The sequence below is a fragment of the Pseudomonas sp. YA1 genome, from assembly GCF_058680555.1.
In genome coordinates this window covers 96,199-115,595 of sequence record NZ_JBZWBG010000020.1, presented here as the reverse complement: position 1 = coordinate 115,595, position 19,397 = coordinate 96,199, and the positions used below count along the sequence as shown (strand labels likewise).

The following is a 19,397-nucleotide window of genomic DNA, read 5'->3' as shown; positions in this document are numbered from 1 at the left end:
TCCGGTCATTGACTGTCCTGCCGGGAACGCCCGGCAGCCTTGCCGTTGGCCGGCCACCGACGCTGAGCTAGGTTCGACGAACGAGGAGGGTGGCTATGCGCAAGTGGCAATGCGTGGTCTGCGGCTTCATCTACGACGAAGCCCTGGGCCTGCCCGAAGAAGGCATTCCGGCGGGAACCCGTTGGGAGGACATCCCGGCGGACTGGGTCTGCCCGGACTGCGGTGTCGGCAAGATCGATTTCGAGATGATCGAGATCGCCTGAGCGAAATCCACAGAAGCGGCGCCCGGCGCCGGCAATCACAGAGGAACGGAAATGAGCGAGCGTGCGCCCCTGGTAATCATCGGAACCGGCCTGGCGGGCTACAACCTGGCCCGCGAGTGGCGCAAGCTGGACGGCGAGACGCCGCTGCTGATGATCACCGCCGACGACGGCCGTTCCTATTCCAAGCCGATGCTCTCCACCGGCTTCTCGAAGAACAAGGACGCCGACGGCCTGGCCATGGCCGAACCGGGCGCCATGGCCGAGCAACTGAACGCGCGCATCCTGACCCATACCCGGGTCACCGGTATCGATCCGGGCCATCAGCGGATCTGGATCGGCGAGGAAGAGGTGCGTTATCGCGACCTGGTCCTGGCCTGGGGTGCGGAGCCGATCCGGGTGCCGGTCGAGGGCGATGCCCAGGACGCGCTCTACCCGATCAACGATCTGGAAGACTACGCGCGCTTCCGCCAGGCGGCTGCCGGCAAGCGCCGGGTACTGCTGCTCGGTGCGGGGCTGATCGGTTGCGAATTCGCCAACGACCTCTCCAGCGGCGGCTACCAGCTCGACGTGGTGGCGCCTTGCGAGCAGGTCATGCCGGGCCTGCTCCACCCGGCCGCGGCAAAGGCCGTGCAGGCCGGCCTGGAAGGCCTCGGCGTGCGCTTCCACCTGGGGCCGGTGCTGGCCAGCCTGAAGAAGGCCGGCGAGGGGCTGGAAGCGCATCTTTCGGATGGCGAGGTGATTCCCTGCGACCTGGTGGTCTCCGCCGTCGGCCTGCGTCCGCGCACCGAACTGGCCTTCGCCGCCGGGCTGGCGGTCAACCGCGGGATCGTCGTCGATCGCTCGCTGCGCACCTCCCACGCCAACATCTACGCGCTGGGCGACTGCGCCGAAGTGGACGGCCTCAACCTGCTCTATGTGATGCCGCTGATGGCCTGCGCACGCGCGCTGGCGCAGACCCTCGCCGGCAACCCCAGCCAGGTGGCCTACGGTCCCATGCCGGTGACGGTGAAGACCCCGGCCTGCCCGCTGGTGGTGTCGCCGCCGCCGCGCGGAATGGATGGCCAATGGCTAGTGGAAGGCTCTGGAACGGACCTCAAGGTCCTGTGCCGGGATACCGCTGGTCGAGTGATCGGTTACGCCCTGACCGGAGCGGCGGTGAACGAAAAATTGGCCCTGAACAAAGAGTTACCCGGCCTCATGGCTTGAATGCCATTGGTTCCGGCCGTTATGCCGTCGAGACTTGCGGCAAAATTGTCGGACGATACTGGCGCAGTCCTCGGGAGCATGCCATCCTCCATCGCGTCTACCGCAGTCTAGAGCCTATGGTTCCGGTGGACTGCGGTGCCTTTGAGCGCTGCTGGGAAGACAGCACGGACACAAAAACAACAAACCGTCAAAGAGGCAACTATGCGTAAACCAGAACTAGCCGCCGCTATCGCCGAAAAGGCCGATCTCACCAAGGAACAGGCCAATCGCGTTCTCAACGCCCTGTTGGATGAAATCACCGGCGCGCTGAACCGCAAGGACAGCGTGACCCTGGTCGGTTTCGGCACCTTCCTGCAACGCCATCGCGGAGCCCGCACGGGGAAGAACCCGCAGACCGGCCAGCCGGTGAAGATCAAGGCCAGCAACACCGTCGCCTTCAAGCCGGGCAAGGCCCTGCGCGACGCGGTCAACTGACCGCCGAGAGCCCGGAGTCAGAGCGGCTCCGGGCTTCGTCGAAGACGCTTCCGCGCTCATCGAAAGGACAGCTGTAGTCCTCCTCGCGAACAGCTACAATGCGCCGCTCATCTCCCCGGATATCGAGGCGCGTGCATGAAATTTCGTCTTCTCCTGTGGATGCTTGGTCGCCTGATGGCCAAGGCCAGCCGCGACAATCCCGCTTTCCAGAAGCAGCTCGAGGGCAAGGACCTGGTGTTCCAGTTGCATACCCTCGATGGCAAGGTGGCGCGCCACTACCTGGTCAGGGACCTGCGCGTCAGCAGCAAGCGCGGTACCCATCCGCAACCGGCATTTTCCCTGGGGTTCAAGGACGGAGCCTACGGTTTCGCCGCGATGACTTCGAAGAACCCGCAGTTGGCCTTCATGCAGGGCATCCAGAACAAGGACATCCAGATACAGGGCAATCCGGCGCTGGTGATCTGGTTCCAGGGTCTGGTGAAGTACCTCAAGCCGAAGAAGAAGGCGCCGGAGAAGAAAGCCGCCTGAGGGCGGCTTTCGATCTCATTCGGGCTGCGGCCGCAGCCTTTCGGTAGTGCGTTTCGCAGCGGACTACCCGGTCACCCCGGCAAGCGATTGAACTGGGCCGCCAGTTCGCGCAGGGCCGCTTCCGCTTCCAGTACCTTTTTCACGGCGTCCCCGGCCTTCTCCGGGGTGATCCCCAGGCGCTCGTACAATGCCGCCGGAATCGCTTGCTGCGGGCCATCGCCGATGCCGCTGTTGCGCAGCAACCGGTTGGTCAGGCAGATCAGGTTGGCGTAGACCGCGTTCGGCCCGGTGTAGCTGGGGTCCTGCTGGAAGCGCAGGGCGCAATAGAGGTCGTCAGGCATGTCCCAGACGCGCATCAGCCAGGCGCCGATCTGCTCGCGGGTGATCCCCAGCAGGTGCTGTTCGATATAGGCATGGCCGAGGTGCGGGTTGACCTCCAGGTGCCGGCAGATCAGCGAGAAATGCGGCGGGAAGACATGCGCCAGGACCAGGTAGCCGAAATTGTGCAGCAGGCCGCCCAGGTAGCTCAGGCCGGACTCCGGGCGCAGTTCGCGCGGCATGGCGCGGGTCAGGCCCTCGATCACCGCGGCGGTGTAGATCGCCTGCTGCCAGTAGGGCGTGGCCTGCTGCGGCTGGTCCTTGGGCAGGCTCAGGCTCTTGCCCAGGGCGAGTCCGAGGGCCAGGTTGATCACCAGGTCGAAACCGAGGACGCGGACGATCGCGTCTTCCACCGAGCGGATCTTGCCCGGCGCGGCGTAGTAGGGCGAGGCCGCCCAACTGACCACCTGGGCGGCGAGCGCCGGATCGGTTTCCACCAGGCCGGTGATGTCGTCGACGCTGGCGTTGGGGTCGACCCGCAGCTTGATGATCTTCTGCGCCGTCTGCGGCAGCGGTGGAATCTCGATGGTCTGCTCCAGGCGCTGCTGGATGCGCCGGGCGGTGAAGGCCTGCACGGCCTGGCTGATTTCCGCGCGGTCGTCGTCCGGGCGGTCAAGGTTCAGGTTGATGTTTTCCAGCGGTTCGCCGAAGCGCGCGGCGCTGGCCTTGCCCAGCAGGCCGCGGAAGTCGTTGCTGGCGATCTCCAGGAGGATGCCGGGCTGGCCGGACTCGATCAGCAGGCGCGGTTCCTGCAACAGGCGCTCGTCGTACAGGCAGGGCGAACTGGTCAGGGGCGGCAACGCCGGCAGGCGGTGCAGCTCGTGCTTGCCGAGCATTCGTTCCAGGCGCTCGGGCTCGATCGCCAGCAGCTTGCGGCCGGTCAGTTCGGTGAGCCGGGCGAGGTCCAGCAACTGGCTCTGCGGGAACAGCACCAGCAGGGTGCCGACGGCGTCGTCCAGCAGCACCGCCTGGACCCGGCGGGCGGCAGGCAGCTCCGCGCTGTCGCTGACCTCGCGGCAGGCGATGCCTAGCTTGGCGAGCAGCTGGAGGATGACCTGGGGGGCGTGAGGAGCATCGGCGGAGGCCAGGGCGGCTTCTGTCATGACGAGACCATGCGAGCTGGATTTTCCCTCAGTATAACCAGAGCTGCTTCAAGACTGAGACCTACGCCGGTCAGCGAGAGCGAAATAGATCACACTTGACCGTATTGCTGGCCGTGGCGCAACCACCGTTCGAGCAGCGGGCTGACATGCTGCGGCCAGTGCGCCAGGAGGGATTGGGCGGCATCGCGGACCGCCGGCAGCAGGTCTGCGTCGCGCATCAGGTCGGCGACCTTGAATTGCAGCAGGCCGGTCTGGCGGGTGCCGAGCATTTCGCCGGGGCCGCGCAATTCCAGGTCCTTCTCGGCGATGACGAAGCCGTCGCTGGTTTCGCGCATGATGCCCAGCCGCTCGCGGCCGATCTGCGACAGCGGTGGGTGGTAGAGCAGCACGCAGTGGCTGGCGGCGCTGCCCCGGCCAACCCGGCCGCGTAGCTGGTGCAGTTGGGCCAGGCCAAGGCGCTCGGGGTTCTCGATGATCATCAGGCTGGCGTTGGGCACGTCGACGCCGACCTCGATCACCGTGGTCGCCACCAGCAGTTGCAACATGCCTTCCTTGAAGGCCTCCATCACCACGGCCTTGTCCGCCGGCTTCATGCGCCCGTGGATCAGGCCGACACGCAGTTCGCCCAGCGCCGAGGAAAGCTCTTCGTAGGTGGTCTCGGCGGCCTGGCAGGTAAGCTCCTCGGACTCTTCGATCAGGGTACACACCCAGTAGGCCTGGCGCCCTTCGCGGCAAGCCGCGCGGACTCGCTCGATCACCTCGATACGGCGGCTGTCGGCCACCAGCACGGTATTCACCGGGGTACGCCCGGGCGGCAGCTCGTCGAGGATCGAGGTGTCGAGGTCGGCATAGGCGCTCATCGCCAGGGTCCGCGGGATCGGCGTGGCGGTCATGATCAACTGGTGCGGGCAGAGCCTGCCGTCCACGCCCTTCTGGCGCAGGGCTAGGCGCTGCTGCACGCCGAAGCGGTGCTGTTCGTCGATGATCGCCAGTGCAAGGCGCTTGAATTTCACTTCATCCTGGAACAGCGCGTGGGTGCCGACCACCATCGGCGCGCCGTCGCCGATGCGTTCCAGTGCCGCCGCGCGGGCCTTGCCCTTGAGCTTGCCGGCCAGCCAGGCGACTTCGATGTCCAGCGGCTGGAGCCACTTGCTGAAGTTGAGGAAATGCTGCTCGGCGAGGATCTCGGTCGGCGCCATCAGCGCCACCTGGTAGCCGGCCTCTATGGCTTGCAGGGCGGCGAGGGCGGCGACCACGGTCTTGCCGGCGCCGACGTCGCCTTGCACCAGGCGCAGCATCGGTTCGTCCTGGGCCAGGTCGTAGGCGATCTCCGCGCCGACCCGGCGTTGCGCGCCGGTTGGCTGGAAGCCGAGGTTGGCAAGGAAGCGTTTCGGCAAGCGGCTGGCCGCCGGCAAGCGCGGCGCTGCCTGCGAACGCACGGCTTCGCGCAGGCGCTGCAGGGATAACTGGTGGGTCAGCAGTTCTTCGAAGGCCAGGCGCAACTGCGCCCAGTGCCGGCCTTCGGCCAGTTCCTCGATGTCGGCATCCGGCGGCGGCCGGTGCAGGTAGCGGATCGCCTGGTCGAGCGGGCCAAGTTGGTAATCGCGGGCCAGTTCCGCCGGTAGCCAGTCGGGCAGGCTGCTGGGACCGAGCATGGCCAGGGCCTGTTGGCTCAACTGGCGCAGGCGCTGCTGGGTGAGTCCTTCGGTAGTCGGGTAGATCGGCGTCAGGGTCTGCTCCACCGGAATCGGTTCGTCGCCGTTCAGCGCGCGGTATTCCGGATGGTAGATCTCCAGGCCCGATGCACCCGGCCGGACTTCGCCGTAGCAGCGCAGGTGGGTGCCGCGCTTGAGGCCGTCCTTCTGCGCCTGGCTGAAATGGTAGAAGCGCAGGCTCAGGGTGCCGCTGCCGTCCTGTAGGCGCACCAGCAGGCTGCGGCGGCGCCCCATCACCACGTCGGCGCCGGCCACCACGCCCTCGACCACCGCGTCGGCCCCTGGCCGCAGTGCGCCGATGGCGGTGACGCGGGTACGGTCCTGGTAGCGCAGGGGCAGGTGGAACAGGATGTCCTGCAGGGTTTCCAGGCCTACCCGAGCGAGCTTCTCCGCCAGCGCGGCGCCTACGCCCTTTAGCGCGGTGACCGGGACCCTGGACAGCTCGGTCATGCGATTTGCGGTTGTTCCTGGGTTTGCGGGCGGGCCACCGAGCACAGGCGGATCGAGTCGGCCAGCACTTCGATGGCGCGTGGACGCGGGAAGCTGGCGCGCCAGGCGATGGCAACGGTACGGAACGGCACCGGAGCGCTGAACGGGCGCACTTCGATAACGCCCGGGGCGTAGTGGTGGCTGTCCACCGCGGAGAACGGCAGCACCGAGACGCCCAGTCCGGAGGCGACCATGTGGCGGATGGTCTCCAGCGACGAGGACTCCACCGTGGTGTGCTTGTTCTCGTCGCCCTTGCGCACGGTCGGGCAGGCTTCCAGCACCTGGTCGCGGAAGCAGTGGCCTTCGCCGAGCAGGAGCAGGCTCTTGTCGTTGAGCAGCTCGGAATCGATGCTGGCCTTGGCGGTCCAGGGGTGGTCGGCCGGCATCAGCACATAGAAAGGCTCGTCGAACAGCGGCTTGGTCAGGACGTCGGCTTCCTGGAACGGCAGGGCGATGATGATCGCGTCGAGTTCGCCGGTGCGCAGCTTGTCGCGGAGGATATGGGTGAAGTTCTCCTCGATGTACAGCGGCATCTGCGGCGCGACCCGGTGCAGCTGGGGAATCAGGTGCGGGAACAGGTAGGGACCGATGGTGTAGATGGCGCCGACCTTCAGCGGCGCGGCCAACTGGTTCTTGCCGGCCTGGGCCAGCTCGCGGATGCCCTGGGCCTGTTCGAGGACCTTCTGCGCCTGGGCGACGATGCCTTCGCCCACTGGCGTCAGGCGCACGGCGCTCTTGCTGCGCTCGAAGATCAGCACCCCCAGCTCGTCCTCGAGCTTCTTCACGCCGACCGAGAGGGTCGGTTGGCTGACGTGGCAACGCTCGGCGGCGCGGCCGAAGTGTTGTTCCTGGGCGAGGGTGACGATGTAGCGCAGTTCGGTGAGGGTCATGGCTGCTCATCCGTTAAGATCGGCCAAGCATAGCGGCTGCACCGCCGCGAACCAACCTCCGGGGGCATGATCGGGCGTGCATTGCAGACGATTCGACGCCTACACTGCCCGCCTTGTTGTAGGAAGGAGACGGCTTCATGTCGCAAACAGTGATGATCGCCGGCTGCGGCGATGTCGGCGGGCGCCTCGGCGAGGCACTGCTGGCCGATGGCTGGCGGGTCCATGGCCTGCGTCGCTCGGTGGACGCCTTGCCGCAGGGGATCCTGCCGGTGGCTGGCGATCTGCAGGCTCCGGAGTGTCCCGCGCAGTGGCCGAGCGAGCCGCTCGACTACCTGGTGTACAGCGCCGCCGCCAGTCAGCACGACGAGGCTGGCTACCGTGCCGCCTACGTCGACGGCCTGCGCCATGTGCTGGGCTGGTTGCAGGCCCACGGCCAGCGGCCCAGGCGCCTGCTGTTCGTCTCCAGCACCGGGGTCTACGCGCAGACCGATGGCGGCTGGATCGACGAGGAGTCGCCGGCGCTTTCCCAGGCCTATTCCGGACGGATCATGCTCGACGCCGAGCAGGTCGCGCTGGACAGCGGGATACCGGCTACCCGCGTGCGCCTGGCCGGCATCTACGGTCCGGGGCGGGAATGGCTGCTCAACCAGGTGCGCCAGGGTTACCGGGTGGTCAGCGAGCCGCCGCTGTATGCCAACCGGATCCACGCCGACGATGCGGCCGGGCTGCTGGCCTTCCTGTTGCGCGCCGATGCCGGCGGCCAGGCGCTGGAGGACTGCTACATCGGTGTCGACGACGCGCCCGTGGCGATGCACGAGGTGGTCGACTACCTGCGCCAGCGCCTGGGTGTCAGCCAATGGGCTGACGAACATTCGGTACGCCGCGCCGGCAGCAAGCGTTGCAGCAACCGCCGCGCCCGGGCGCTCGGCTGGGTGCCGCGCTATCCGAGCTACCGCGAGGGCTATGCGGCGGTGCTCGGGGACGCCTGATGGCTGCCAACCGGTTGTTGGCGCGTCCCTGGCTGCCTGGCGTGGAGCTGTTCCATGCGGACTTCTCCGGCCAGGCGTTCGGCCGCCACAGCCATTCGGCCTTCGCCATCGGCTCGATCCTCCACGGCGTCGGCGGCTACCAGTGCCGCGGGCGGCGCCATGCGCTGCCGGCCGGCACCCTGTCGCTGATGAACCCGGAAGAGCCGCATACCGGGCACGCCGAATCCGAGCGGCTGGTCTACCGGATGCTCTATGTCGAGGAAACGCGCCTGCTCGGCCTGCTCGGCCGCAAACAATTGCCGCGCGGCTTCGGCGAACTGAACCCGGCCGACGACGGCAGCGTGGCGGTTGGCCTGGCGCGACTGGCCGAGGACTTCCAGCGCAGCGACGCATTGGGGTTGGAAAGCCGCCTGCTGGCCTTGCTCGAACAGGTCTTCGTGCGCCACGGCGGCTTGCGCCCGGCGGCCGCGGCGCCCCGCGACGGCGGAACCACCGCACGCCTGCGCGATTACCTGGAAGCGCATGCCACCGAGGCGCTCGGTCTGGACCAACTGGCGCAGTTGCTGCAGCGCCACCCGCGCCACCTGATCGAGGCTTTCCGGCGTGCCTACGGCGTGCCGCCGCATACCTACCAACTGCAATGCCGGGTGCACCAGGCCAAGCGCCTGTTGCTGGAAGAACGGCCGCTGGCGGAACTCGCCCAGCACCTCGGCTTCTACGACCAGGCGCACTTCTCCACGACCTTCCGGCGTTTCACCGGGGTCACTCCGGGGCAGTTCCGGCGCAGCGCCAAGACCTGAGTTTTTTCCAATACGGCGCCCGCCGCGCTGCACAGACTGGAGGCCTTCGCGTTTCGAGGGGCCTTCATGTTCGCCGCGTTCGTCCTTGTCGCCAGTACCCATTTCGCTGCCCTGCTGTCGCCGGGGCCGGACTTCTTCCTGTTGGTGCGCGCCGCCCTGCTGCGCGGCCGGCGCCAGGCCGACGGGGTGGCCGCCGGCATCGCCCTGGCCAACCTCCTGAGCATGCTGCTGGTGCTCGGCCTGCTGGCCAGCGTGCCGGACTCGGCGCACAGCGCCTTGCGCTGGCTGCAGGCGCTCGGCGGACTGTACTTCCTCTGGCTGGCGGGCCAGGCGCTGCTTGCGCAGAGGCGACTGGAAATGCCGGCGCAGCGCGACGTCCCGTCCCGCGGCGGCTATCTGCGCGGGCTGCGCGACGGCCTGCTGGCGAGCAGCCTGAATCCCAAGCTGCCGATCTTCTATGCGGGGCTGTTCGGCGTGCTGGCGCGCTTCAGCCTGCCGGGCTGGGCGCTGGCCCTGTGCCTGGCGTGGATGAGCCTGGCGGTGCTGTGCTGGGACATGGCGCTGGTTCGCCTGCTGGACAGGCCGCGCTGGCGCGGCTGGTTGCAACGGCGGGTAGGTGCGCTGGACCGGCTGTGCGGCGTCCTGCTGCTGGCGCTGGGCGGCTGGCTGGTGCTGGCCGCCCTCTGAGAGGCGTCAGCGCTCCAGCAGCCAGACGCGCTTGCCGGGCACGTAGCTGGGCATCTCGTTGGCGCCGGCGGTGTTGACCGCCTCGAACAGTTGCAGCTCGTCGTCGTCGAGGCTGAACAGCAGTTCGCGGCCGTGGTTGCCTTGTTGCAGCCAGATGCTGTCGTTGTCGCCGCTCATCGCTGCGCAATCGCCGGCCAGGCACAGCGCGTAGCGTTCGGCGCCGGGCAGACCGCTGACCAGGCCATTGGCCTGGAACTCGACCTTGCCGCCCTGGCCCTGGCCTTCGCGGATCTTCCAGCTGCCTTTCAGATAGCTGCCGTACAAGGCCCGCTCGAAACCGCTGCCGGCAGGGCTGTTGGCCGCGGGTTGCGGGTCGAGACGGCGGAAACGCTGTTCCGGGCCGTTGGCGCTGGCCTGCTGGATCAGCTCCTTGCCGTCCAGTTCGAGGCTCTCCTGGTTGTCGTCGCCATAGAAGGCGACCTTCCAGTGCTCGTCATCGCTCTTGCTCAGGGTCCCTTCGCCCAGTTCGAAGCCGTTGCTGAAGGTGGCTTCGCCTGCCTTGCTGTCGAGCTTCCACTCCAGGTTCGGGCCATAGGCGAGCAGGGCCTCGCGCAGCTTGCCGTCCTTGCTCGCGGCGTCGATCGCGGCCTGGTTGATCCAGGTGCCGGACGGATCGGCCGTGCCGGCGCAGCCGGCCAGCAGGGTGGCGGCTGCGGCGAGGAAAATCACGCGGCGCATCGTGCTACTCCATGCAGAGCGACGGGGCCTTGGGCCCCGTCGCGAACATCCGGCTTACTCGAGGACGACGATGGCGTCCATTTCCACCTGTGCGCCCTTCGGCAGGGCGGCCACGCCGATGGCGGCGCGCGCCGGGTAGGGCTGGGTGAAGTAGCGGCCCATGATCTCGTTGACCTTGGCGAAGTGCGACAGGTCGGTGAGGAAGATGTTCAGCTTGGCGACGTCGTGCAGGTAGCCGCCGGAAGCCTCGATCACCGCCTTGAGGTTCTCGAACACCTGGACGGTCTGCTCCTCGAAGCCTTCCACCAGTTCCATGGTCTTCGGGTCCAGCGGGATCTGCCCGGACACGTAGACGGTATTGCCGGCCTTGATGGCCTGGGAGTAGGTGCCGATGGCGGCCGGGGCGTTGTCGGTGTGGATAACGGTCTTGGTCATGGGAACTCCTTGCTGAAATCGAGTGGGCGCGGGGGCGCCGGATGACACAGGAAAAAGTGGGTCAGCTGCGCAGGCGGGTGATCCGGATCACTCCCTTGAGGGCGCGCAGCTTCTTGATGACGCGGGCCAGGTGGACGCGATCGTGCACGCTGACGACCAGCTGGACCACGCTGATGCGACCGTCGCGCTCGTCCATGCTGATCTTCTCGATGTTGCCGTCGGCCGCGTTGACGCTGGTGGCGAGCAGGGCGATCAGGCCACGCTGGTGCTCCAGCTCGACGCGCAGTTCGACATTGAATTCGCCGGTGACATCCTTGGCCCAGCTGAGCTGGATGCATTTTTCCGGGTTGTGGCGTACTTCGCTGATGTTCTTGCAGCTTTCCAGGTGCACCACCATGCCCTTGCCGGCGGACAGGTGGCCGACGATCGGGTCGCCGGGAATCGGCGTGCAGCACTTGGCGTAGCTCAGGACCAGGCCTTCGGTGCCGCGGATCGCCAGCGGACCCTCGGCGCTCGGCGCTTCCTCGCCCTCGCTGGACAGCAGGCGGCGGGCGACCACGTAGGCCATGCGGTTGCCCAGGCCGATCTCTTCCAGCAGGTCCTCGAAGACTTCCATGCGGTACTCGGCGAGCACGGCCTGGATGCGTTCCTGGGGAATCTTCTCGAGGTGGCTGTCGAAGCCGGTGAGGGTCTTGTTCAGCAGGCGCTCGCCGAGGTTGATCGACTCGGAGCGGCGTTGCAGCTTGAGCGCATGGCGGATATGGGTGCGCGCCTTGCCGGTGACCACGAAGCTCAGCCAGGCCGGGTTCGGCCGGGCGCCCGGGGCGGTGACGATTTCCACCGTCTGGCCGCTCTGCAACGGCTCGGAGAGCGGCGCCAGGCGACGGTTGATGCGGCAGGCGATGCAACTGTTGCCGACGTCGGTGTGCACCGCGTAGGCGAAGTCGACCGCGGTGGAACCCTTGGGCAGTTCCATGATGCGGCCCTTGGGCGTGAACACGTAGACCTCGTCCGGGAACAGGTCGATCTTCACGTTCTCGATGAATTCCAGCGAGTTGCCGGCGCGCTGCTGCAGTTCCAGCACGCCCTTCACCCATTGCCGGGCGCGGGCATGGGTGCCCTTGGGCGTCTCGTCGTTGGACTTGTACAGCCAGTGCGCGGCGATCCCGTGGTTGGCCATCTCCTCCATCTCGCGGGTACGGATCTGGATCTCGATGGGCACCCCGTGCATGCCGAACAGGGTGGTATGCAGCGACTGGTAGCCGTTGGCCTTGGGAATCGCGATGTAGTCCTTGAAGCGTCCGGGGAACGGCTTGTACAGGCTGTGCACGGCGCCCAGTACGCGATAGCAGGTATCGACCTTGTCGACGATGATGCGGAAGGCGTAGACGTCCATGATCTCGTTGAACGCCTTACGCTTGCCGCGCATCTTCTGGTAGATGCTGTAGAGGTGCTTCTCGCGGCCGATCACCTGGCCTTCCATGCCTTCGCGGGCGAGGCAGTTGACCAGCGACTCCTGGATCTTGCCGACGATCTCGCGGCGGTTGCCGCGGGCCTTCTTCACCGCCTGGCGGATGCGCTCGGCGCGCATCGGGTGCATGGCCTTGAAACCGAGGTCCTCGAACTCCACGCGCATGGTGTGCATGCCCAGGCGGTTGGCGATGGGCGCGTAGATTTCCAGGGTTTCCTTGGCGATGCGCCGGCGCTTCTCGCCGGACAGCACCTCGAGGGTGCGCATGTTGTGCAGGCGGTCGGCCAGCTTGACCAGGATCACGCGGATATCGCGGGCCATGGCCATGGCCATCTTCTGGAAGTTCTCGGCCTGGGCCTCGGCCTTGGTCTCGAAGTTCATCTGGGTCAGCTTGCTGACCCCGTCGACCAGTTCCGAAACCGTCTCGCCGAACTGCGCGGTGAGCGCTTCCTTGGCGATGCCGGTGTCCTCGATCACGTCGTGCAGCATCGCGGCCATCAGGCTCTGATGGTCCATGTGCATGTCGGCGAGGATGTTGGAGACCGCCAGCGGGTGGGTCACGTACGGTTCGCCGCTGCGGCGGCGTTGCCCGTCGTGGGCCTGCTCGGCGTAGTAGTAGGCGCGGCGGACCAGGTTGACCTGGTCCGGCCCGAGGTAGCTCGACAGTCTGTCGGCGAAGGCGTCTATGCCCGGCAAGGGTTCACCCCCTGCCCGTAGGCGGGTTGCGGCGCTCGCAGGCGACGTCGAGCCGAGGCCATGGCTTACAGGGCCTCGGTGTTGGCCTCGTCGTCGAACGCTGCGAACAGCGGTTCGTCCTCGACGATGTCTTCCTGCTGGACGACGTTCTCATCGACCAGGCCGGAAGCGATCTCGCGCAGGGCGACGACGGTCGGCTTGTCGTTTTCCCAGGCCACTTTCGGCTCCTTGCCGCCGGTAGCCAGCTGACGGGCGCGCTTGGTGGCGAGCATGACCAGCTCGAAACGGTTATCGACGTTGTCCAGGCAGTCTTCAACGGTGACGCGGGCCATGGTGTTCCTCGTAACGAAAAGTGAGCCCGACGTTTGCCGGGCGGACTGAATAGTCTAAAAAATCGCCAATCTTTATGGAAGAGCCGATTTAGGCGAGCAGACGACCGAGCAGTTCGGCGTGGCGTTGCTGCTGGGCGTCCTGGCGCAACTGGCGGGCGCGGAAGATCGCCTTGAGGTCGTCCAGGGCGTGGGCGAAATCGTCGTTGATCACCAGGTGATCGTACTCCACGTAGTGGCTCATTTCGCTGACGGCTTCGCGCATGCGCCGCTCGATCACCTCGTCGCTGTCCTGGCCGCGGTTGGTCAGGCGCTGGCGCAGGGCTTCCTGGCTCGGCGGGAGGATGAAGATCGATTGGGCCTCGGGCATCAGCCGGCGCACCTGCTGGGCGCCCTGCCAGTCGATCTCGAGGATCAGGTCGAGGCCTTCGGCGAGGGTTTTCTCGACCCAGCGCTGCGAGGTGCCGTAGAGGTTGCCGAAGACTTCGGCATGCTCGAGGAACTCGTTGCGCTCGAGCATGGCGAGGAATTCCTCGCGGCTGGTGAAGTGGTAGTTGACCCCGTCCACCTCGCCCGGACGCATGCCGCGGGTGGTATGGGAGACGGACACGCGGACCTCGGGGGCGGCGTCGAGCAGGGCCTTCACCAGGCTGGTCTTGCCGGCGCCGGAGGGAGCGGAAACGATGTACAGGGTGCCGGACATGAGGTGTTCCTGGTGCTTCGTACGGGTTGGAAAGAGATCGGGCGGAGGCGCCCGCGGGTCATTCGATGTTCTGGACCTGCTCGCGCATCTGCTCGATCAGGACCTTGAGGTTGACCGCCGCCTGGGTCGAGCGCGGGTCGAACGCCTTGGAGCCTAGAGTGTTGGCTTCCCGGTTGAGTTCCTGCATCAGGAAGTCCAGGCGCCGACCGGCGGCGCCGCCGGCCTTGAGGACCCGGCGGACCTCGCCGACGTGGGTGGCGAGGCGGTCCAGCTCCTCGGCGACATCGCTCTTCTGCGCCAGCAGGACCAGTTCCTGCTCCAGGCGCTGCGGATCGAGTTCGGCCTTGAGTTCGGCGAAGCGGTCGAGGATCTTCTGCCGCTGGTTGGCCAGCATCGTCGGCACCAGTTCGCGCAGGTTGCCGACTTCCACCAGCATCGCGTCGAGCCGATCGTTGAGCAGCTTCGCCAGCTCCAGGCCTTCGCGCGAGCGGCCGGCCTTGAGTTGCTCCAGGGCCTGGCCGAAGGCTTCCAGGGCGGCGGCGTTGAGCGCCTGCGGATCGGCCGAGTCGGCCACCAGTACGCCGGGCCAGGCCAGCACGGCGAGCGGATCGAGCGGCGCCGGCTGGCGGATCAGGGCGGCTACGCCTTCGGCGGCGGCGACCAGTTGGCGGGCGCGCTCCTGGTCGACCTGCAGGCTCTTGCCGGCGGTTTCCTCGGCGAAGCGCAGGGTGCATTCCACCTTGCCACGCGACAGGCCCTGGCGCAGCGCCTCGCGCACCGCGCCCTCGAGGTCGCGGAAGGCGTCGGGCAGGCGCAGGTGGGGCTCCAGGTAACGGTGGTTGACCGAGCGCAGCTCCCAGCTCAGGGTGCCGTGGGTACCGGCCTGCTCGACGCGGGCGAAGGCGGTCATGCTGTGCACCATGGGTCTACCTCGATAGTCGTGTGGGGGAGTGCGTTCGGCGCCGGACGCGCGCGGCTGCCGTGATTCGAGCCGGGCATTGTAACCCACGTCCGGCGGGGCCCGCACGCCGACGGTGGTTGAGAGCCCGGGCTGGCCTCTATAATGGCGGCCAATTCCGCTTTCTCAGTACAGGATATCCACGATGAATCGTCCCAGTGGCCGTGCCGCCGACCAGCTGCGCCCGATCCGCATCACCCGCCATTACACCAAGCACGCAGAAGGTTCGGTGCTGGTCGAGTTCGGCGATACCAAGGTGATCTGCACCGTCAGCGCCGAGTCCGGGGTGCCGCGCTTCCTCAAGGGCCAGGGCCAGGGTTGGCTGACCGCCGAGTACGGCATGCTGCCGCGCTCCACCGGCGAGCGTAACCAGCGCGAGGCCAGCCGCGGCAAGCAGGGCGGTCGTACCCTGGAGATCCAGCGCCTGATCGGCCGTTCCCTGCGAGCGGCGCTGGACCTCAGCAAGCTCGGCGAGAACACCCTGTACATCGACTGCGACGTGATCCAGGCCGACGGCGGCACCCGCACCGCCTCGATCACCGGCGCCACCGTGGCGCTGATCGACGCCCTGGCGGTGCTGAAGAAGCGTGGCGCGCTCAAGGGCAACCCGCTGAAGCAGATGGTCGCCGCCGTTTCCGTGGGCATCTACCAGGGCGTGCCGGTCCTCGACCTGGACTACCTGGAGGATTCCGCCGCGGAAACCGACCTGAACGTAGTGATGACCGATGCCGGCGGCTTCATCGAGGTGCAGGGAACCGCCGAAGGCGCGCCGTTCCGTCCCGCCGAGCTGAACGCCATGCTCGAACTGGCCCAGCAGGGCATGCAGGAGCTGTTCGAACTTCAGCGCGCCGCGCTGGCCGAATGAGCAGACGCCCGGCACTGCCTGCCGGGCCCCGGAGAAGGAGCGCCACATGAACGATGTATCCGAAGAGGTCGCCGCGACCCCCGGCCAGGAAGCCCGGCAATGGGCGATGTTCTGCCATTTCGCGGCGTTCATCGGCCTGGTGTTTCCCTTCGGCAGCCTGCTCGGGCCGCTGATCGTCTGGCAACTCAAGCGCGAGAGCGATCCGTTCGTCGACGCCCAGGGCAAGGAAGCGCTGAACTTCCAGATCACCGTGGCGCTGGCGATGTTCGTCAGCTTCCTGCTGATGCTGGTGGTGATCGGCTTCTTCCTGCTCGGCCTGGTCTGCCTGGCAGCGCTGGTGTTGACCATCATCGCCGGCATCAAGGCCAACGAAGGCAAGGCCTATCGCTATCCGTTCTGCCTGCGGCTGATCAAGTAGGCCGCACGTGGAATAGAAAAGCCGGCGCATGCGCCGGCTTTTTCGTGTCTGACAGGGCTCAGATGCTCAACTGCCAGTCGTAGTCGACGATCAGCGGCGCATGCTGGGAGAAGCGCGGCTGGCGCGGCAGCTTGGCGTTGCGCACGAAGCGGCGCAGGCCGGGGGTCAGCACCTGGTAGTCGAAGCGCCAGCCGAGGTTGAGCATCTCGGCCTGTTCGCTGTCCGGCCACCAGCTGAACTGGTCGCCTTCGCGGCTGACTTCGCGCAGGGCGTCGGCATAGCCGAGGTTGCCGAACACTTCGTCCAGCCAGGCCCGTTCGGGCGCGAGGAAGCCCGGCATCTGCTGGCATTCGCGCCAGTTCTTCACGTCCATCTTCTGATGGGCGACGTACAGCGAGCCGCAGTAGATGTATTCGCGGCGCTTGCGACGCTGCTTGCTCAAGTAATGGGTGAAGTCGTCCATGAACTTGAATTTCTGGTTCAAGCTCTCGTCTCCGCTCTGCCCGGAAGGCAGCAGCAGGGTGGCGATACTCACCTTGTCGAAGTCGGCTTGCAGGTAGCGCCCGTAACGATCGGCCGTTTCGAAACCTAAGCCGCTGATCACAGCTTTGGGCTGCAAACGGCTGTAGAGTGCGACACCGCCCTGTTCGGGTAGCTCGGCATCGCAGGCATAAAGGAAGTAGCCGTCCAGTTGGAAGGACGGGTCATCCAGATCGAAGGCGGAGGCTCGGGTGTCCTGCAAGCAGATCACGTCGGCATTCTGTGCTTGCAGCCAACTGAGCAAACCGCGCTCGGCCGCAGCCTGAATACCATTCACGTTCACACTGATGATCCGCATAAATGGCCCCCAAAATCACGTGCGTGTATGATACCCGAGCTCAAACGGTTTAGCTAAATTCATGCGGCTTGGTGTCATTCATGCAGGCGTATCAGCGCGATTTCATTCGTTTCGCCATCGAGCGCGGGGTTCTGCGCTTCGGTGAGTTCACCCTCAAGTCCGGGCGCACCAGCCCCTATTTCTTCAATGCCGGCCTGTTCGACAGCGGCCTGGCGCTGGCCCGCCTGGGACGCTTCTACGCCGAGGCGGTGATCGACAGCGGAATCGACTTCGACGTCCTGTTCGGACCGGCCTACAAGGGCATTCCCCTGGCCGCCACCACCGCGGTGGCCCTCGCCGAGCAGCACCAGCGCGATCTGCCCTGGTGCTTCAACCGCAAGGAAGCCAAGGACCACGGCGAAGGCGGCACGCTGGTCGGCGCGCCGCTGAGCGGCCGGGTGCTGATCATCGACGACGTGATCACCGCCGGCACCGCGATCCGCGAAGTGATGCAGATCATCGACGCCCAGGGCGCCAGGGCCGCGGGCGTACTGATCGCGCTGAACCGCCAGGAGCGTGGCAAGGGCGAGCTGTCGGCGATCCAGGAGGTCGAGCGCGACTTCGGCATGCCGGTGGTGAGCATCGTTTCCCTGGAGCAGGTGCTGGAATATCTTGCCGAAGATGCTGAACTGAAGAAGCATCTGCCGGCGGTAGAGGCCTATCGCGCCCAATACGGTATCTGAACCTTTCACAAGGGACTGGCATGGTCGGACAGGATGTAATGCGTTGCCTGATGGCCCTGGGGCTGGTGCTCCAGGGGCTTTCCTTCGGCGCCCAGGCGGCGCCGGGCGGAGCGGTGGAGCTTTACCGCTACGTCAACGACAAGGGCGTGGTGGTGCTCGACCGCCAGGGTGTGCCGCCGCAGTACATCGGCAAGGGCTACCAGGTCCTCAACGACCAGGGCCGGGTGATCCGCACCGTACCGCCGGCACCGACCGCCGAGGAACTGCGGCAGCGCAAGGCGGCCCAGGCCCAGGCCAGTTCCGATGCGCAGTTGCTGCGCCTGTATTCCAGCCTCGAGGACGTCGACCGCGCTCGCGAACGGCGCCTGGCGGAACTGGACGGGCTGAGCAGCGTGGCGCGCGGCAACCTGCAGTCGCTCAAGCTTCAACAGGCCAACCTGCAAGGCCAGGCGGCCAACCAGGAGCGTGCCGGACGTCCGGTGGCGCAGGCGCTGGTGGACCAGCTGGACGATCTCAAGCAGGAGGAAAAGCGCCTGCAGGGTGAGATCGGGCGCTTCCAGAAGGCCCGCGAAGAGGCGGAAAGAACCTATGCCGCCGACCGCGCGCGGCTCTCCCAGCTACTCGGCGTGAGTCCCTGATTCCACTGGCGACTGTCGCTCGAACGCCCTGATCTTCTCGCGCAGCCAGTCCGGTACGGGCTGGCTCTGTCGCTCGTTCGCATCCGCATAGACGTAGACCAGCTCGCCGACGGTGAGCAACTGCTCGTCGCGCCAGATGCCCAGCTCGAAAACCAGGCTGCTGCGCCCCAGCCGCGCCACGCGGGTGCCGATGTCCAGCCAGTCGTCGAAATGCGCCGGGGCGCGGTATTCCAGGGTGCTCTTCACCGCGAACAGGTCGCCTCCGCCGCGCAGCAGGTCGGCCGGGTAGGACATGCCGAGCTGGCGGTAGTACTCGGTGGTGGCGACGTCTAGATAGGTCAGGTAGTTGCCGTTGAAGACGATGCCCTGCGGATCGACCTCCGCCCAGCGAACCCGCAGGGAATGGAAGAAGGTGTAGTTCTGGCGCTGTGCTGCGCTGCTCATGCCGGCTCCTCGACGCTGCTGCAGACATCGACTCTAGACCGCCATCGCGCGGTGCGAAAGGGCTGGCCGCAGAACCCCCCGTCGCTGGCCCGCATTGCCCTCATCCTCGGGGCGTCGCGGCCTTAGTGTTGTTCGACGAGAACGCACGCCGTGCGCAACGAGAGAGGAACACCATGTCGTCCACGCTCCGCCCCGGACCGGGCAACTCGCGCCTTTGCCGCCCGGGGTTGCTGCTTGCCCTGGGCCTGATGCTGGTGGCCTGCGGAGAATCCACGGAGCCGCCGGCGCGGGCCGCCGATTCCCAGCGTGTCCCTGCGGACCCTGCGTTGGCGCAGGTGTATTCCGCAAGTTGCAAGCTCTGTCACGCCAATCCCGCCTCCGGCGCGCCGCTGACCGGCGATGCCGCTGCCTGGGCGCCACGCCTGGCGCAGGGCATCGACACCCTGCTGGACCACAGCATCAACGGCTACAAGGGCATGCCGCCCATGGGCATGTGCATGCAGTGCTCGGAAGAGCAGTTCCGGGCTTTGATCGATTTCATGTCCGCAGCGCAGGACCGATAGGGGATACCGGCATGCCAAGTCATCTGTCGCGACGCCAGCTCCTGCAACGGGCGGGAG

The 19,397-nt window shown here is 66.7% G+C and carries 23 protein-coding genes; 12 read left to right on the top strand and 11 right to left on the bottom strand.

The genetic code is table 11. From position 1 onward, the window contains the following. Positions 1 to 95 precede the first annotated feature (95 nt). The 4 genes from AC4OR5_RS25225 to AC4OR5_RS25210 all read left to right on the top strand — a co-directional run bounded on the left by AC4OR5_RS25225 (position 96) and on the right by AC4OR5_RS25210 (position 2,471). Entirely contained in the window at positions 96 to 263 is a 168-nt protein-coding gene (locus AC4OR5_RS25225; RefSeq protein WP_003098329.1) for a rubredoxin, read from the top strand. A gap of 51 nt (positions 264 to 314) precedes the next feature. Further along, positions 315 to 1,469: a rubredoxin-NAD(+) reductase AlkT gene (gene alkT, locus AC4OR5_RS25220; protein ID WP_003114369.1), complete on the top strand. Its 1,155-nt coding sequence runs from the start codon at positions 315 to 317 to the stop codon at positions 1,467 to 1,469. Between the two features lie 201 nt (positions 1,470 to 1,670). Next, positions 1,671 to 1,943 (top strand): HU family DNA-binding protein, encoded by a 273-nt coding sequence (locus AC4OR5_RS25215; protein WP_003096630.1) that lies wholly within the window; start codon positions 1,671 to 1,673, stop codon positions 1,941 to 1,943. A gap of 135 nt (positions 1,944 to 2,078) precedes the next feature. Continuing rightward, positions 2,079 to 2,471 carry a hypothetical protein gene (locus AC4OR5_RS25210; protein WP_003096629.1) on the top strand — a complete coding sequence of 131 codons (393 nt, stop codon included), beginning with the start codon at positions 2,079 to 2,081 and terminating at the stop codon, positions 2,469 to 2,471. A 71-nt stretch (positions 2,472 to 2,542) separates the two neighbouring features. Here the strand turns inward: AC4OR5_RS25210 and AC4OR5_RS25205 are convergent, their stop codons facing one another. The 3 genes from AC4OR5_RS25205 to oxyR form a co-directional block, all read right to left on the bottom strand. Beyond that, entirely contained in the window at positions 2,543 to 3,952 is a 1,410-nt protein-coding gene (locus AC4OR5_RS25205; protein WP_003136268.1) for an aminoacyl-tRNA deacylase and HDOD domain-containing protein, read from the bottom strand. An 89-nt stretch (positions 3,953 to 4,041) separates the two neighbouring features. Then, positions 4,042 to 6,117 (bottom strand): ATP-dependent DNA helicase RecG, encoded by a 2,076-nt coding sequence (gene recG, locus AC4OR5_RS25200; protein WP_003096624.1) that lies wholly within the window; start codon positions 6,115 to 6,117, stop codon positions 4,042 to 4,044. Continuing rightward, positions 6,114 to 7,046: an oxidative stress transcriptional regulator OxyR gene (oxyR, locus tag AC4OR5_RS25195; RefSeq protein WP_003096622.1), complete on the bottom strand. Its 933-nt coding sequence runs from the start codon at positions 7,044 to 7,046 to the stop codon at positions 6,114 to 6,116. Before oxyR ends, recG begins: the two co-directional genes overlap by 4 nt. A 137-nt stretch (positions 7,047 to 7,183) precedes the next feature. Here oxyR and AC4OR5_RS25190 point away from each other — a divergent pair, with 137 nt between their 5' ends. From AC4OR5_RS25190 to AC4OR5_RS25180, 3 genes are all read left to right on the top strand, one after another. Further along, positions 7,184 to 8,035 (top strand): SDR family oxidoreductase, encoded by an 852-nt coding sequence (locus AC4OR5_RS25190; protein ID WP_003096618.1) that lies wholly within the window; start codon positions 7,184 to 7,186, stop codon positions 8,033 to 8,035. Further along, positions 8,035 to 8,835, top strand: coding sequence for an AraC family transcriptional regulator (locus tag AC4OR5_RS25185; RefSeq protein ID WP_058160286.1), 801 nt, complete (start codon positions 8,035 to 8,037; stop codon positions 8,833 to 8,835). Before AC4OR5_RS25190 ends, AC4OR5_RS25185 begins: the two co-directional genes overlap by 1 nt. A gap of 66 nt (positions 8,836 to 8,901) precedes the next feature. Then, entirely contained in the window at positions 8,902 to 9,522 is a 621-nt protein-coding gene (locus AC4OR5_RS25180; RefSeq protein WP_003096613.1) for a LysE family translocator, read from the top strand. Between the two features lie 6 nt (positions 9,523 to 9,528). Here the strand turns inward: AC4OR5_RS25180 and AC4OR5_RS25175 are convergent, their stop codons facing one another. The 6 genes from AC4OR5_RS25175 to AC4OR5_RS25150 form a co-directional block, all read right to left on the bottom strand. Further along, positions 9,529 to 10,260 (bottom strand): hypothetical protein, encoded by a 732-nt coding sequence (locus AC4OR5_RS25175; RefSeq protein ID WP_043107957.1) that lies wholly within the window; start codon positions 10,258 to 10,260, stop codon positions 9,529 to 9,531. 54 nt (positions 10,261 to 10,314) lie between these two features. After that, positions 10,315 to 10,695: a RidA family protein gene (locus tag AC4OR5_RS25170; protein ID WP_003096609.1), complete on the bottom strand. Its 381-nt coding sequence runs from the start codon at positions 10,693 to 10,695 to the stop codon at positions 10,315 to 10,317. 61 nt (positions 10,696 to 10,756) lie between these two features. Then, positions 10,757 to 12,862: a bifunctional GTP diphosphokinase/guanosine-3',5'-bis pyrophosphate 3'-pyrophosphohydrolase gene (gene spoT / locus AC4OR5_RS25165; protein ID WP_003096603.1), complete on the bottom strand. Its 2,106-nt coding sequence runs from the start codon at positions 12,860 to 12,862 to the stop codon at positions 10,757 to 10,759. 65 nt (positions 12,863 to 12,927) lie between these two features. Beyond that, the gene (gene rpoZ / locus AC4OR5_RS25160) at positions 12,928 to 13,194 is read right to left on the bottom strand and encodes a DNA-directed RNA polymerase subunit omega (protein WP_003096602.1); all 267 of its coding nucleotides are present in this window, start codon (positions 13,192 to 13,194) and stop codon (positions 12,928 to 12,930) included. Positions 13,195 to 13,282: 88 nt separating this feature from the next. Continuing rightward, complete coding sequence (gene gmk / locus AC4OR5_RS25155; RefSeq protein WP_003098317.1) at positions 13,283 to 13,894, bottom strand: guanylate kinase; 612 nt, start codon at positions 13,892 to 13,894, stop codon at positions 13,283 to 13,285. A gap of 58 nt (positions 13,895 to 13,952) precedes the next feature. Continuing rightward, positions 13,953 to 14,816 carry a YicC/YloC family endoribonuclease gene (locus AC4OR5_RS25150; protein WP_003098315.1) on the bottom strand — a complete coding sequence of 288 codons (864 nt, stop codon included), beginning with the start codon at positions 14,814 to 14,816 and terminating at the stop codon, positions 13,953 to 13,955. A gap of 181 nt (positions 14,817 to 14,997) precedes the next feature. Between AC4OR5_RS25150 and rph the strand changes: the two genes are divergently transcribed. Continuing rightward, the gene (gene rph, locus AC4OR5_RS25145) at positions 14,998 to 15,717 is read left to right on the top strand and encodes a ribonuclease PH (protein ID WP_003096595.1); all 720 of its coding nucleotides are present in this window, start codon (positions 14,998 to 15,000) and stop codon (positions 15,715 to 15,717) included. A 46-nt stretch (positions 15,718 to 15,763) separates the two neighbouring features. Further along, positions 15,764 to 16,135, top strand: coding sequence for a DUF4870 domain-containing protein (locus AC4OR5_RS25140; RefSeq protein ID WP_003096590.1), 372 nt, complete (start codon positions 15,764 to 15,766; stop codon positions 16,133 to 16,135). Positions 16,136 to 16,193: 58 nt separating this feature from the next. Here the strand turns inward: AC4OR5_RS25140 and crc are convergent, their stop codons facing one another. After that, positions 16,194 to 16,973, bottom strand: coding sequence for a catabolite repression control protein Crc (crc, locus tag AC4OR5_RS25135; RefSeq protein WP_003098313.1), 780 nt, complete (start codon positions 16,971 to 16,973; stop codon positions 16,194 to 16,196). Between the two features lie 80 nt (positions 16,974 to 17,053). Here crc and pyrE point away from each other — a divergent pair, with 80 nt between their 5' ends. Then, positions 17,054 to 17,695, top strand: a complete 642-nt coding sequence (gene pyrE / locus AC4OR5_RS25130) for an orotate phosphoribosyltransferase (protein ID WP_003096586.1) — start codon at positions 17,054 to 17,056, stop codon at positions 17,693 to 17,695. Between the two features lie 20 nt (positions 17,696 to 17,715). Beyond that, positions 17,716 to 18,333, top strand: coding sequence for a hypothetical protein (locus tag AC4OR5_RS25125; protein ID WP_003136264.1), 618 nt, complete (start codon positions 17,716 to 17,718; stop codon positions 18,331 to 18,333). On the opposite strand, the gene AC4OR5_RS25120 is transcribed toward AC4OR5_RS25125, so the two are convergent. Beyond that, positions 18,313 to 18,777 (bottom strand): acyl-CoA thioesterase, encoded by a 465-nt coding sequence (locus tag AC4OR5_RS25120; RefSeq protein WP_003096582.1) that lies wholly within the window; start codon positions 18,775 to 18,777, stop codon positions 18,313 to 18,315. The genes AC4OR5_RS25125 and AC4OR5_RS25120 overlap by 21 nt on opposite strands. Before the next feature lie 173 nt (positions 18,778 to 18,950). Here AC4OR5_RS25120 and AC4OR5_RS25115 point away from each other — a divergent pair, with 173 nt between their 5' ends. Beyond that, positions 18,951 to 19,340, top strand: coding sequence for a c-type cytochrome (locus tag AC4OR5_RS25115; RefSeq protein ID WP_003098306.1), 390 nt, complete (start codon positions 18,951 to 18,953; stop codon positions 19,338 to 19,340). The last annotated feature ends 57 nt before the right edge of the window (positions 19,341 to 19,397 follow it).